The organism is Rufibacter tibetensis (assembly GCF_001310085.1).
GTDB classification, from domain to species: Bacteria; Bacteroidota; Bacteroidia; order Cytophagales; family Hymenobacteraceae; genus Nibribacter; species Nibribacter tibetensis.
The window spans coordinates 4,163,294-4,177,524 of record NZ_CP012643.1 but is presented as its reverse complement, the minus strand read 5'-3'; the positions used below and the strand labels follow the sequence as shown (position 1 = coordinate 4,177,524).

Below are 14,231 nucleotides of genomic sequence, written 5' to 3'. Positions count from 1 at the left end.
AGGCTTGGTTAAAGTCTGTTAATGAAAAGTTAAAGTAAGAAAAGGGTTCACTTAAGCTTTTATCTTTGTACAGATGAGAAAGAAAACTTTGCTTTTGGTCATTTTCCTGATGACTATTTCCCTCATTGGGTTGATTGGATTCCAAGTCTATTGGATTCACCATGCCGTGGAAATGGAGGAGGAAGTTTTTGACCGTAACGTGAATGATGCCCTGCACCAGGTAGCCCGTAGGTTAGAAACCAAAGAGGCAGTGCATTTCTTAAAAGAAGAGGCTCCCCAAATAAGGGCCGCCGCCCTTTCTCCGGAAACCCCTGCTTTGCCAGGACCAACTCCGTTAAAAAAAGAAGAGCCTGCACCAATTTTAGTAAAAGGCAAACCACACCCGTCCTCTAAAGTGGTGGAGGCACCTGCCGCCCCTAAAGTTCGTGCGCCACAAAGAATGATTTTGATGCCTCTTCCGGTTACGGCATCACCGTCCCACTCTGTTTCAATAGCAGGGGAAACCTTGGTGGTAACAGAAGGCAAAGCAATTGCCTACTCATCTGGTAGTGAAGTTAAGGCGCGAACCCATGTAAGAGGAGCCCGGGCTGCCTCAAGGGCAGCTAAACCGGTGGAAATTTTTGGCGGTGGAATCACAGATTCAGTAGTAGTCTGGAAAGTGCTTGCTTCCCAAAAACCGCAGCATGACTCCTTGTTTGGTAACAAAGCAATTGCTATTCACAGAGCTAAAGCAGATTCAGGGGTGGTTTTCAGAATGAGCCATGATTCTGTAACCCGCGCAAGGCAACATAAGCTATTGCGGCAGATAGAAGCCAAAAACATTCGTGAAGTAAGGGTACATGGCAAAGCAGTAGACATACTGGTAGATTCTATGCCCAGTAAAACCTGGCGCCAAGCCATCACCCTGGCAGTTGACTCTATAGGCAATACTATCACGCAGTATTTACCTGCAGAAAGAGGAACTCTAAAGCCGGTTACTACCGTGTATTCAGGCAAGAAATTTGCTACCACCCTTGCACCCTCAGTTGTCCCTACAGAAAAAAAAGTCACTGAAGCCCGTTTTTCTAAAAAACCTGCTCAGGAAAAGAATCCCCACCAAAAAGCTGAAGCCAAGGCCCAGCACCTGAATCAGGTGATGCAGCAGATGGCAGTGGAGTATGTCCGGAAGGAAATACCATTGGCAGAGCGTTTGAACCAGTTGAATTTGGATGAGTTACTTGCCTCTGAGCTAGAGGCCCGTAACATCTCCGCTCCTTACCGGTGTTCGGTTAAGACTACCAATGGATTAGAGAACCCTAGCTTACTTTTAGCTTCCAGCAATAATGCTCTCCTGCCAACAAACTTAGGTGAGTGCGAGTACGTGGTACGGTTGTTCCCCAATGATGTGATGACAGCACCAGGATTTCTGTTGCTCAGTTTGCCAAACCGCAGCCTATATGTATGGCAGAGTCTCCTGATTCCATCTGTCATCTCTGTGCTTTTCACGCTGATTATCATTCTTACCTTCTCCTTCACGCTGTATACTATTTTGCGGCAGAAGAAAATCTCAGAGATCAAGAATGACTTCATCAACAACATGACGCATGAGTTCAAAACCCCCATTGCCACCATCTCTCTGGCCTTAGATGCGCTGGTGAACCCAAAAGTGCGGAAAGATGAAGCCCGGATAGACTATTACGCCCATATTATCAGGGATGAAAACAAGCGCATGCACCAACAGGTGGAGAAAGTGCTGCAAACGGCCCAAATGGAGCGTAAAATCCAGCAATTGGCTTTTGAAAAAGTAGACGTGCACCAGCTCATCTCAAAAGTTGCCGAGCCATTTCAGCTTCATATTGAGCAACGCGACGGTGTTCTGGATCTGAAACTAGATGCACAGGAGCCACACATTTGGGCAGATCCCAGCCATTTAGCCAACATGATTGGTAATCTCCTAGACAATGCCAACAAGTACTCTCCTGGCGCACCTAAGATAGTTATTCAGACCTCTACCATTTCCAAAGGCCTGCACATCTCCGTGGAAGATCAGGGAGTGGGCATGTCAAGAGAGGCACAGAAGAAAGTATTTGATAAGTTTTACCGCGTGCCTACCGGCAACGTGCATAATGTAAAAGGATTTGGACTGGGCTTGAGTTACGTCAAAACCATGGCCGAGGCCCATTCCGGCAATATTCACCTCCGCAGTGAGTTAGGGAAAGGCAGTAAGTTCACCTTGTGGCTCCCTTCGCAGAAACATGTCAGTTAATACTATTCCTACCCTTTAATCCCTTACGTCCATGACAGCACTTTCCGCCACCCGCCTTCTTCTGGTAGAAGATGATCCAAACTTCGGAATGGTTCTGAAGGATTACCTGGAGCTTCATGACTACGAAGTCACCCTGTGCACCGATGGCATGCAAGGGCTGCGCATGTTCCAGAAAGAAGGGTTTGATGCCTGCATTCTAGATGTAATGATGCCCTTGAAGGATGGATTTTCCCTGGCTGCTGACATCAAGAAAGCAAACCCTCAGATGCCCGTCATTTTTCTAACCGCCAAAGCCATGAAAGCTGACATGTTGGAGGGTTTCAGGATTGGCGCCGATGACTACATCACCAAGCCCTTTGATTCAGAGATCCTGCTCTGCAAACTGAAAGCAATTTTGCATCGTAAGGCCATAACTGCTCCTTCTGAGAAATCCACCGCCACCGAGTTCCAACTGGGCTCCTACCACTTCAACTTCAAAACCAGGCTGATCACTCGGAGTGACGAAACCCAGAAGCTTTCCCCCAAAGAAGCCGAGCTGCTCCTGCTCCTCTGCCAATATTTGAATGATGTATTACCCCGCGAAGTAGCCTTAAGCAAAATCTGGAAAGATGACAACTACTTCACGGCCCGCAGCATGGATGTCTTTGTCACTAAGCTTCGGAAGTACCTCAAAGGTGACCCAAAAGTAGAAATCGTCAACGTACACGGCAACGGCTTCAGGTTAGTTGCCCCGGAACCTGAACCTCAGCTATTAGCTCATTCTGAGTAGCGGGAACAACCCGCGAACCAGAGGAACAAAAACAAAGCTCCTGTTTAGTGCCTGATTTTGAAAAATCAGGCACTAAACAGGAGCTTTGGTATATGGTAAAGTAAATAAACCTTAAAGGGAGTATAAAACAGGTTTAATTTCAAAAACTGGCGGTAAATGGGAATTGGGAAACTTTTTGGAGGAGTATTTCACCTGTGCGGAATATTTTCAACATCTTCACAGCTGAAAAACCATTAATCTTTACCCCTTACTTCTTCCTCCATGAAGCGAATTGCTATTTTTCCCGGTTCTTTTGATCCTTTCACCAACGGACACTATGATGTGGTGCAGCGTGGGTGTGAATTGTTTGACAAGATCATTATTGCCATTGGGAACAACAGCAGCAAAAGCCGCTACTTTGCGGTACCTGAAATGGTTACTATCATTGAAGGAGTTTTCAAAGACAATCCCCAGGTGTGGGTGCAGGCATACAAGGGCCTCACCGCAGATTTCGCCAAGGAAGTGGGTGCTAAGTTTTTGCTGCGAGGTTTACGCAACACCACTGACTTTGAATATGAGAATACCATTGCGCAAGCCAACCGACACGTAAACCCAGAGTTAGAAACGGTTTTTTTAATCACCTCTCCTAATCTGGCAGCCATCAACTCATCTATTATCAGGGAAATTCACCGGTTTGGCGGAAACGTGCAGGATTTTATCCCTTTCAACCTTTCTTCATTGCCTGTAAATAATCCCGAATAACAAATTGGATGGAGGTGTAAGATTCTGGTAGTACTTCCAGCACTTCATCTGGAGTCATAAAACGAACCTCTTCAATGAACTCCTCGGCCTGAGGCTTCATGTAGGTATCGTCCAGGCATTGCATGGTATACCAGCTGGTTTTCTTCAGGATTTTATTTCCCTTATAGGCGTAAGAGTGCCAGGTATTAGGCAGTTCACCTGTTATGGCTACTTTGATATTACACTCCTCTTCTACTTCACGCAGAGCACCTAAATCAGGGGCTTCAGATTTCTTGATCTTGCCTTTTGGGAGATCCCACATGCCCAGACGGTAAATCATCAGGATTTTACCATCCTTGATAACCAGACCACCAGCAGCTTTAATGATCTTGAACTGATCCTTTAGGTGCTCTATGAGCTTCTTCTTCTTGTCAGTAACCAGCGTAAGGGACTCCAGCTTCTTTAGTTTCTTTACCTCCATGAGCCGTACCAAACGGTCAATGAGCACAGAATCAACATCGCGGATGAGCACATCACCCACCAGGTCTTTTGAAGAAAACTGATCGTCTTTACCGAGCACTAAATCATATTTGTGCTTAAAGATCTTTTCACTGCTTTTTTTAATAATCAGTGGGATGTCGTTGATAAAGACATTCATGAAAGTATCGCTTATGTACGGAGCGTTAGGAGATACAAAATAAGAAAGAATTTTCATAGGGCACAAGTCGTAAGAGAGGGGAATACATTTATACTATTTGTGTAATTTCGCCCATGCCAAATACACAAACTGCCGCCCAGATTGCGGCTTATCTCCTGGAAAGTCAAGCGGTGCGCCTCCGTCCGGAGCAGCCATTTAAATGGAGCTCCGGCTGGAACTCCCCCATTTACTGCGATAACCGTGTTACGCTCTCTTATCCGCATATTCGTACTTATATTAAAGAGGCTTTGGCCCAAGCCATTCAAGACCGTTTCCCAGGTGTTCAGGCCATTGCTGGCGTAGCCACAGCCGGTATTGCCCAAGGTGCACTGGTAGCAGATATACTGAACTTGCCGTACTTATACGTACGCCCCGAGCCAAAAAGCCATGGAATGGGCAATCAAATTGAAGGAAAATTAGAAAAAGGCCAGAAGATAGTGTTGGTGGAAGATTTAATCTCTACCGGAGGCTCCTCTTTGAAGGCTGCAAAGGCTGTACAAGCCGAAGGCGGCGAGGTCATTGGAATGGCCGCCATCTTTACGTATGGCTTCAAGCAGGCAGATGAAAATTTCGCCGCAGCGGGAATCCCCACGGTATGGCTGAGCCATTATAACGCCCTCTTGGATACCGCTGCTTCTCAAGGCTACATCTCCCCTGAGGCCATCACTACCCTGGAACAATGGCGCCAACAGCCTGAGACCTGGGGAAAATAGAGTAAGGATGTGTGAGGGAGTGATTAAGAGGTAAAAATACCTCTTTCCTTTTGGAAGCTATTTTCAGAAATGAGCCACTAAACAGGTTATTGCTCCGTAAAGAAGGCATAAATCTATTTACTCCCTCACTCATTACACCCTCACTCAGTATGAAGATCGGCCTGCTCTCAGATACCCATAGCTACCTGGATGATCGAATTTTGACCCTACTGCAGGGCAGTGATGAGATCTGGCATGCCGGGGATTTTGGAACAGCAGCTGTTTCTGAGCAATTAGCCCAAGTTGCACCTGTAAAAGGAGTCTATGGGAACATTGATGCCGGAGATGTACGAGCGCTTCATCCCAAGAACCTCAGGTTTACCTATAACGGTCTGGATGTGCTCATGACCCATATAGGTGGATACCCTGGCAGGTATGCCCCTGAGGTACGTGCCCTTATAAAAGAAAACCCTCCAGGTCTGTTTATCTGCGGGCACTCCCACATCTTAAAAGTGATGCAAGACCCTAAGCACGTCAACCTGCTGCACCTAAACCCCGGGGCAGCAGGCAAGCATGGCTTTCACCAAATGCGCACCATGATGCGCTTTGAAGTACATGAGGGTAAGGTACAGCACCTGCAGGTGATTGAGCTAGGCAAAAGGGCATAAAAAAAGTGTAACCTGCTCAGGTTACACTTTTAACTATCTTGTAGTAAGAGTAATCGCGTACAGTTTGCCGAAAGGCAGTAGGCGAACGAAAAAACGCAGAATTACTCAGCGGCTGCAACTTCCGCGTTAGCGGCTGGAGCGGTAGTGAAGCGAGCCTTCAGCTCTTCAATATCCACGTTTTTAATTACCGGAGTAGACAACAATTGCTTGATGATACGCTGCTTGTTGTTCTGTCTTGCTTTATTCTTGCGGTCTTTTCTTTTTAATCTAGTAACTGCCATCGGTCAATATTTAAAATTGAATCGCAAAAGTAAGTTATTACTTTTACATTCTCAATAGTTCAGCTTAAAAAATCACATGAATCCTTTCATTGATCTCCGCAGTGATACTGTGACCAAACCCACTCCTGCCATGTTGGAAGCCATGTTTCAGGCCCAGGTGGGAGATGATGTATATAGTGAAGACCCCACCGTAAATGAATTACAAGCCTACGGTGCCAGCCTGTTTGGCATGGAAGCCGGCCTCTTCTGCCCTTCTGGTACCATGACAAACCAGATTGCCATTAAAATGCATACGCAGCCGCTTTCTGAGGTAGTCTGTGATCGTACCAGCCATATCTATCTCTATGAAGTGGGGGGCATTGCCTTCAACTCCGCGGCTTCTGTACAGTTAATTGACGGACAACGCGGCAAGATCTCTCCTAATCAGGTAGCGGCTTGCATCAACCCTGATAACATCCACTTCCCCGAGACCAGCTTGGTGTCACTGGAAAATACCTGCAACAAAGGAGGAGGTGCTTATTATACCTTATCTGAAATAGCGGAGATTTCAGAAGTTTGCCTCCAAAACAAGATTGCCCTGCACTTAGATGGAGCACGGGTGTTCAATGCGCTGGTTGCCTCCGGCGATGACGCGAAAGAGTATGGCCGCTATTTTGACACCATCTCTGTGTGCCTGTCCAAAGGACTTGGTGCTCCGGTAGGCTCCCTCCTTTTGGGCCCTAAACCACTCATTGAAAAAGCCAAGCGGGTGCGCAAGGTATTGGGTGGAGGCTGGCGTCAGGCAGGTTTCCTGGCCGCGGCTGGATTGTACGCCCTCCAGAACAACATTCAACGCCTGCAAGTAGACCATGACCGTGCTGCTCTAATAGAAAAAGCCTTGAATGAAGCACCCTATGTTTCGGCGGTTATGCCGGTTGAAACTAACATTGTCATCTTCACCCTTGCTCCTGAGGTGAATGCCGATGGATACCTGGAGTATTTGGCAGAACGCGGAATCCAGGGCACATCGTTCGGCCCACAGATGATCCGTTTTGTTACGCACCTGGATCTGACAGATGACATGATCTCGGCCATTCTGCAAGCAATATCTGATTACAAAGGGTAAGCTATAAATAGATGTTTATTCCCTTGTTTAGAGGCATTTTAGTGAAAACTGCCTCTAAACAAGGGATTTTTTATTTTACAATAACATACACGAACTTAAGTAGACAATAAAAATGGTGGATTCTGTCGAGACTTTATTGCTATAGCCTATTTTCCTCTTTAGCTGCTCCCCTCCCTACTTAAATTCTGCACCTGTACATTGAAACCGCATTTACCTCTATTTTATAATCTAAGTTGATTTCTATTCTAAACTTGATGGGAGTGCTTATCTAAAGAATCTTAAGTTTCCTTATATATAATAAATTTTCTATATTCACCTAAAAGGAGCCCGTTTCTCTAGAGGCTTGGTGAAGAAAAACAACAAAGATTGGTTAATCCAATAGGGGTAAACCCTCTCTTGGCTCTCCTTCTACTATGTTGATGTTTTTATCACAAGTAATATCAATAACATTCATTTTAGGCTCCTTTTTTGAAACAGTCCTAAAAGATAAAATCCAAGTCCTTATACAGATACAATTCTTATAGTCATCCTACATGCCTTTCGCCGGAGGTCATATATTTGTGAGATTGCTGGTGCTGGTCCTGTTATTCACAGGAAGCAGTTGGGTAGAGGCAACCCCCTTAATTAAAGTTGTAAAGAACAAACATCTGGAATTTAGCACCTTTCGTCATCACACCTCTGGTATTGCCCTTCCCTCCTTTTTCGCTGCCAATGACTCTACCTCCTGCATTATTCCTTTTACACGTGCTGGCAACCTGATCCTTATTCAAGCCCAAGCGGATACTACCGTGGGAAACTTTATTCTGGACACAGGCGCTCAGAATTTAGTTTTGAACCTCACCTATTTTCGGGATTATCCAAAGATTCAGGATTCAAGGGCAGTAAGAACCAGCGTGACCGGCACAACGCCTACGGTGTTGAAAACAATAGTCAAGAACTTTTCCTTCGGCACGCTTCGGTACAACCGGGCCAAAGCAGATTTAGCTAATCTGGGGCACTTAGAGAACAGCAAAGGAGTTAAAATATTGGGGTTGTTGGGAATGGAGTTGTTCCGGCAGTGTGAGATGATCATTGACTATGACCAAAATCTCATTTACCTGCACCATATAGGGAAAAAGGAGGCTGCCACGTACCGAAGTAAACTTTTAAACGATACGTCCACGTACAGAACCGTTCCTATTGACCTCAAAGACAACCGGATCATTGCCCATACAGAGATGGCGGGCAAGAAGATTGACTTCATCATTGATTGCGGAGCTGAAACTAATATTCTGGACAGCCGGCTGCCTAACAAGATTTTTGAAAACGTTACCGTTTCAGGCAGGGTTATGCTAACCGGCACCGGAAACAGGAAGATTGAAGCCCTGCGCGGAAACCTCAAAGACCTCCGGTTCGGGAACCAAGACATTGCCTCTTTGCCAGTGCTCATCACCAGTCTGGAGAACACGTGCTTCTCTTACAATGGGTGTATTAATGGCGTGCTGGGCTTTGACTTTTTGGTGGCCAATAATACTAAAATTGGCTTTAATTTCGTGAAGCGCGAACTTTATATATGGAAGTAAACCACAATCAACTTTGTACGCAAAAGGGGCTACGCTTCTGCTGGTGCACTATCTTGATGATAGTTTGCCTGCAGGTGAACCTTCATGCGCAGGAAGTAGGTAAAAAATACGTGGTGCGCGATGGCCGCATGTTAATTGAACTAAGCAAGCAGCTGACTACCGCCTCTTTAGACAGTTTCCTGGTCCAATTCAACCTCACAGATCTGGGCCTAAAGCATTTTATCAAAACCGGCAACCCTGACTCCCTTCAACAGCAAGGCTGGCATATTGAGCACAACTCAGACCAGTTGGTAGTGATCACCAAATCACTGATGGTGTTTGACAACATCAAGAACCCAGTAGATCGCATTCTATTTACAGAGAAAAACCCAAGCCTTGCCCATGCCTACTCCCTAATAAACCAGAAGGTGGTGTTTGGCTATAACAAGTTTAAAAACAAACACCCTTTTCCTGAAAGGGACTCAGTGGTTACCTTTTACCTCAGAAATAACCCTAAGGCAAACCACGTCTACTTAGCCGGCACTTTTAACAACTGGTCACCCAACGCTATAAAGATGACCAAAGTAGACAGCGGATGGATAGCCAAAGTAAATCTGGCTCCTGGAAAACATTGGTACAAATTTGTCATTAATGACCATTGGGAGCTGGATTTTGACAACCAGTTGCGTGAGAACGACGGCAGAGGCAACATCAACTCGGTGTATTACAAACCAAACACAGTCTTCAGGCTTCCCTCCTTCCAGAATGCCAAACGCGTTTACCTGGCCGGCTCTTTCAATGATTGGCGTGAGCGGGAACTGCCTATGGTAAAAAAAACCAACGGCTGGGAATTACCTTTATTCCTGGCACATGGAACCCATATTTACAAGTTCATTGTAGACGGAAACTGGCACCATGATGCAACTAACCCAGAAACCGTCCCAGACGGGCACAACGGGTTCAACTCCTTTCTAAGAATTGGGGAGCCAATGTTATTTAAATTGGAAGGCTATACTGCGGCCAAAGAGGTATTCTTGGTGGGCAGTTTCAATAACTGGCGGGATTTTGAGTTGCCCATGAAGAAAACAGCCACTGGTTGGGAGCTTCCTTACACCATTGGCCCTGGTAATTACCAATATAAATTCAAAGTAGACCAGAAGTGGGTGTTAGATCCTGCCAATCCCTTGAAAGTGGGCAATGCCGAAGGTACCGATAACTCTTACCTCATCATTTCGCCTAATTACACGTTCCGGTTGAAGGGTCATGAGAAAGCCAAAGCCGTTTACGTGGCCGGAGATTTCAATAATTGGGATCCCAAGGCCCTGCTCATGAGAAGAGAAGGGAACGAATGGGTGTTTGATGTACACCTGCCCCTGGGCAAAAACCGCTACAAGTTTGTGGTAGATGGTGAATGGATCATTGACCCAGCCAACAAGCTCTGGGAGCAAAATGAGCATAACACCGGCAATTCCATTATATGGATTGAGGCAAACAGGTAAAGCGTCTTACAGCTTACTTATCAGAAGTATTTAAACGGCTGCTATAAATTCACTTAGGGCAGAAAAAAGGTTATGGCTCTTTGAGGCTGTTTTATGTAAAACGGACTCAAAGCAGTGCCTTGTAACCATTTACCCTTTGAACATTAGCTAAGGCAAACATTTTCCCCTGCGTTCTAATTTATTTAGAGTAACTTTGCAGTCCATAAGACAAACACTACTTATGGCTTCTGCTAAATACATTTTCGTTACGGGGGGCGTGACTTCCTCACTTGGAAAAGGCATCATCTCTGCTTCATTGGCTAAACTTCTGCAAGCAAGAGGCTTCTCTGTAACCATTCAAAAATTTGATCCTTACATCAACATTGATCCGGGTACCCTTAACCCGTATGAGCATGGCGAATGCTATGTAACCGATGATGGTGCTGAAACCGATCTTGACTTAGGGCACTACGAGCGTTTTCTGAACACCCCTACTTCCCAAGCCAACAACGTGACCACTGGTAGGATTTACCATAACGTGATCACGCAGGAACGCAAAGGAGAATACCTGGGCAAAACCGTTCAGGTGGTTCCTCACATTACAGATGAGATCAAACGCCGCATGTTGTCTTTGGGACAAACCGGGGAGTTTGATGTGGTTATCACCGAAATAGGGGGTTGTGTAGGCGATATTGAATCGTTGCCTTTCATTGAGGCGGTGCGTCAACTGCGTTGGGACCTTAACACGAACGACACGGTAGTCATTCACCTTACCCTATTGCCTTACCTGAAAGCCGCCGGCGAACTGAAAACCAAGCCTACTCAGCACTCTGTGAAAGCTTTGTCTGAGTCTGGGGTTCAACCTGATATATTGGTTTGCCGCTCTGAGCACCCAATTCCTGCCGAGATGCGCCGCAAGATAGCACTGTTCTGTAACGTGGCTCCAAATGCGGTTATTGAATCTTTAGACGCAGAGACCATCTATGATGTGCCTTTGCACATGAAAAAAGAGAAGCTGGATGAGCGGGTGATCAAGAAACTGAAACTCACTTCCCGCCAGGAAATCAACTTAGACTCTTGGAAAGAGTTTTTAGGCCGTTTAAAGAATCCAACTGAAGAAATTAGCATCGCTCTAGTTGGCAAATACGTGGAGTTGCCAGACGCTTACAAATCCATTATTGAATCCTTCATCCACGCCGGCGCAGCCAATGAATGCAAGGTGCACCTAAAATCTATCCAATCTGAGTTCATCACTGCCGAAAACGTGCACATGCACCTGGAAGGTATGGATGGCGTATTGGTGGCGCCAGGCTTTGGGGAACGCGGCTTTGAAGGTAAATTGGAAGCTATTCGGTACGTGCGTGAATCTCAAATTCCGTTTTTCGGGATCTGTTTGGGCATGCAGTGTGCGGCCGTAGAGTTCGCCCGTAACGTTCTGAACTTGAAGGATGCTGCTTCCACAGAGATGGTCCCTAATACTCCTCATCCGGTGATTGCCATGATGGAGGAGCAGAAGAACGTGACTCAAAAGGGAGGCACTATGCGCCTGGGTTCTTACGTGTGCGACTTAAAGAGAGGCTCCAGGGCTTATCAGGCGTACGGGAAAGCCCACATCTTAGAGCGTCACCGTCACCGCTATGAGTTCAACAACCAGTACTTGAAAGCCTTTGAAGACGCGGGCATGATAGCTTCTGGCATCAACCCAGATACAGGGCTTGTGGAGGTAATTGAATTCCAGCACCACCCTTGGTTTGTGGCAGCTCAATACCACCCAGAATTGAAAAGCACAGTTCTGAACCCACATCCGCTGTTCGTTCGGTTTGTCAAAGCCGCCATTTCCCAGTCTAAAAACAGAAACAAATAATCCTTCTTACACTTATGGATAAAAATTCCGCAATAGGCATGGGCCTAATTGCTGCTATCATACTGGTATACAGTATCTTTTTCATGAAAGAGCCGGCTCCAGAGCCGGTAAAAAAGTCAACTAAAACCACTACAAGCGCAGCGGCAGTACCTACTGCTTCACCCCAGGAAGATTCAGCAGCTACTGCGCAACGTGTGGCCCAGCTTGGCGAATTTGGAACCCTGGCCACAGGTCAAAACCAAACCACTGTTTTAGAAAACCAGGTTCTTCGGGTTTCTTTAGGAAGCAAAGGCGGGAAAGTAGAGGAAGTGGAGTTGAAGAATTACAAAACCTGGGACAAAAAGCCTTTGATTTTGTTTGACACCGTAACCAGCCAGCAGGAATTTACTTTCCAGACCAAAAATGGCCGAAACATCCGGCTGTCTGACTTGTTCTTTCAGCCTTCTGCAGTAGCAAACCTGACCATAGATAATAAACCAGCTAAGTCTATCACTTATACGGCTCAGGTTGCCCCTGGTCAGTCTATTGAGCAGGTGTACACGTTGCGGGAAGATTCTTATGAAGTTGGGTACCAGTTGAACTTCAGAGGCATGGAAGGTGTAGTGGCGCAGCAGCCCATCCAACTTACCTGGACCGATGAACTGAAGCGCTTGGAAAAAGACATCAAACAGAACCGCAGCCACTCTACCGTGAATTTCTACACCACAGAGGGTTCTTTTGACAACATCTCCGCCTCTTCCACTGACGCTGAAACTGAGAAGATAGAAGAGCCGGTGCTTTGGGTAGCCAACAAGCAGAACTTCTTCACGGCTGCTATCATTGCCCAGAACAGCTTCGCGAACGCGGAGGTGAGCAGCGTGTATAACGAAGCAGACACTACCCAGGTAAAGAAACTTACCTCCAAGGTAGCCATTCCGGTTCAGGATGCCTTAAGCGGAAAAGCTCATTTCACCTACTTCTTCGGTCCTAATGATTATGATGTGCTGAAGAACGTAGCCGAAGGGTTTGACAAGAACCTGGAACTGGGTTGGGGTATCTTCTCTTGGGTAAACAAATTGCTGATCATTCCAGCGTTTGACTTCTTAGAGGACTTTATTCCTAACTACGGCATCATCATCATCCTGCTGGTATTATACATCAAGCTGATCTTAAGTCCGCTTACTTACAAGTCCTACATCTCCATGGCGAAGATGAAAGTGCTAAAGCCGGAGATTGATGTGATCAAAGAGAAGAACGACGGCGACATGCAGAAGACACAAGCCGAGACCATGGCGCTCTACTCTAAAATGGGCGTGAACCCCATGAGTGGCTGTATTCCTATGCTGCTGCAAATGCCTATCCTGTTTGCGATGTTCAACTTCTTCCCTAACTCTATTGAACTTCGCCAAGAGCCGTTCCTATGGGCCCATGACCTGAGTACCTATGATGTGTTTGCCAGGCTGCCTTTCACCATCCCGTTCTATGGAGACCACGTGAGTATGTTCACCCTGCTCATGACCGCTTCGACCATTCTGTACACGTGGTCTAACAACCAGGTGAGCACCGTGCAAGGTCCAATGAAGTTTTACTCGTACCTGATGCCCGTTATCTTCATGTTCGTGTTGAACAGCTTCCCGGCTGGTCTGAGCTTCTACTACTTCGTATCTAACATTGTCACCTTCGGACAGCAAGCATTGATCAGACGCTTCGTAGACGATGAGAAAATCCGCAAGAACTTGGAAGAGTATCAGGAGAAAAACAAAGGCAAAGAGCCAAAAGGAGGCTTCCAGAAGCGTTTACAGGAGGCCATGAAAGCCGCCGCCGAACAAGAATCTAAACGTAAGAAAGGCACTAAATAATCCAGTTCATACCAATTGAAAAGCCCGGTATAAACCGGGCTTTTTTGTTTTACACCTCTATCATTGTCATCTATAAGTGATTGATTAATATTTCGTTACATTGACATACCTACAACTATACTACAGCATATTTCAACTCCATTATAAATTAGTTATAAGATGTACAGTATCCGTTTGTGAGGTGTTTTATAAAATTCGGCTCAAAACTACAAAGTAATAATAATGGCATTTTAAGCTTGGAAAGAGTGTCGTTAAGGCTTTCTGCTTCCTTTTTGAAAAACGAGCCTTCAACATAGCTAAAAGCAAGTTGAATGTAGTTCAAAAAGGAAGCCC

At 45.9% G+C, this 14,231-nt stretch carries 12 protein-coding genes; 10 read left to right on the top strand and 2 right to left on the bottom strand.

All coding sequences use genetic code 11. The features are described 5' to 3' along the window. The first annotated feature begins 73 nt into the window (after positions 1-73). From DC20_RS17055 to coaD, 3 genes are all read left to right on the top strand, one after another. Positions 74-2,245, top strand: coding sequence for a sensor histidine kinase (locus DC20_RS17055; RefSeq protein ID WP_062544935.1), 2,172 nt, complete (start codon positions 74-76; stop codon positions 2,243-2,245). A 31-nt stretch (positions 2,246-2,276) separates the two neighbouring features. Next, a complete protein-coding gene (locus DC20_RS17050) occupies positions 2,277-3,014 on the top strand; it encodes a response regulator transcription factor (protein WP_062544934.1) in 738 nt (245 codons plus the stop codon). A 261-nt stretch (positions 3,015-3,275) separates the two neighbouring features. Next, positions 3,276-3,755 carry a pantetheine-phosphate adenylyltransferase gene (coaD, locus tag DC20_RS17045; RefSeq protein WP_062544933.1) on the top strand — a complete coding sequence of 160 codons (480 nt, stop codon included), beginning with the start codon at positions 3,276-3,278 and terminating at the stop codon, positions 3,753-3,755. Here coaD and DC20_RS17040 read toward each other — a convergent pair. Beyond that, on the bottom strand, positions 3,718-4,449 hold the full coding sequence (locus tag DC20_RS17040; RefSeq protein WP_245652239.1) for an NUDIX hydrolase: 732 nt from the start codon (positions 4,447-4,449) through the stop codon (positions 3,718-3,720). The two genes, coaD and DC20_RS17040, sit on opposite strands and share 38 nt — an antisense overlap. Before the next feature lie 56 nt (positions 4,450-4,505). Between DC20_RS17040 and pyrE the strand changes: the two genes are divergently transcribed. Together pyrE and DC20_RS17030 are read left to right on the top strand one after the other, a co-directional pair. Then, positions 4,506-5,144 carry an orotate phosphoribosyltransferase gene (gene pyrE, locus DC20_RS17035; RefSeq protein ID WP_062544932.1) on the top strand — a complete coding sequence of 213 codons (639 nt, stop codon included), beginning with the start codon at positions 4,506-4,508 and terminating at the stop codon, positions 5,142-5,144. Between the two features lie 149 nt (positions 5,145-5,293). After that, a complete protein-coding gene (locus tag DC20_RS17030) occupies positions 5,294-5,791 on the top strand; it encodes a metallophosphoesterase family protein (RefSeq protein WP_062544931.1) in 498 nt (165 codons plus the stop codon). Between the two features lie 101 nt (positions 5,792-5,892). Here the strand turns inward: DC20_RS17030 and DC20_RS17025 are convergent, their stop codons facing one another. Next, positions 5,893-6,072, bottom strand: a complete 180-nt coding sequence (locus DC20_RS17025) for a hypothetical protein (protein ID WP_062544930.1) — start codon at positions 6,070-6,072, stop codon at positions 5,893-5,895. 76 nt (positions 6,073-6,148) lie between these two features. On the opposite strand from DC20_RS17025, the gene ltaE reads away from it, so the two are divergent. From ltaE to yidC, 5 genes are all read left to right on the top strand, one after another. After that, a complete protein-coding gene (gene ltaE / locus DC20_RS17020) occupies positions 6,149-7,177 on the top strand; it encodes a low-specificity L-threonine aldolase (protein WP_062544929.1) in 1,029 nt (342 codons plus the stop codon). Between the two features lie 533 nt (positions 7,178-7,710). Further along, entirely contained in the window at positions 7,711-8,739 is a 1,029-nt protein-coding gene (locus DC20_RS17015) for an aspartyl protease family protein (protein ID WP_062544928.1), read from the top strand. A gap of 56 nt (positions 8,740-8,795) precedes the next feature. Then, positions 8,796-10,217, top strand: a complete 1,422-nt coding sequence (locus DC20_RS17010; RefSeq protein ID WP_169788199.1) for a hypothetical protein — start codon at positions 8,796-8,798, stop codon at positions 10,215-10,217. A gap of 220 nt (positions 10,218-10,437) precedes the next feature. Continuing rightward, complete coding sequence (locus tag DC20_RS17005) at positions 10,438-12,060, top strand: CTP synthase (protein ID WP_062544926.1); 1,623 nt, start codon at positions 10,438-10,440, stop codon at positions 12,058-12,060. Positions 12,061-12,074: 14 nt separating this feature from the next. After that, on the top strand, positions 12,075-13,898 hold the full coding sequence (gene yidC / locus DC20_RS17000; protein WP_062544925.1) for a membrane protein insertase YidC: 1,824 nt from the start codon (positions 12,075-12,077) through the stop codon (positions 13,896-13,898). Positions 13,899-14,231: the final 333 nt, after the last annotated feature.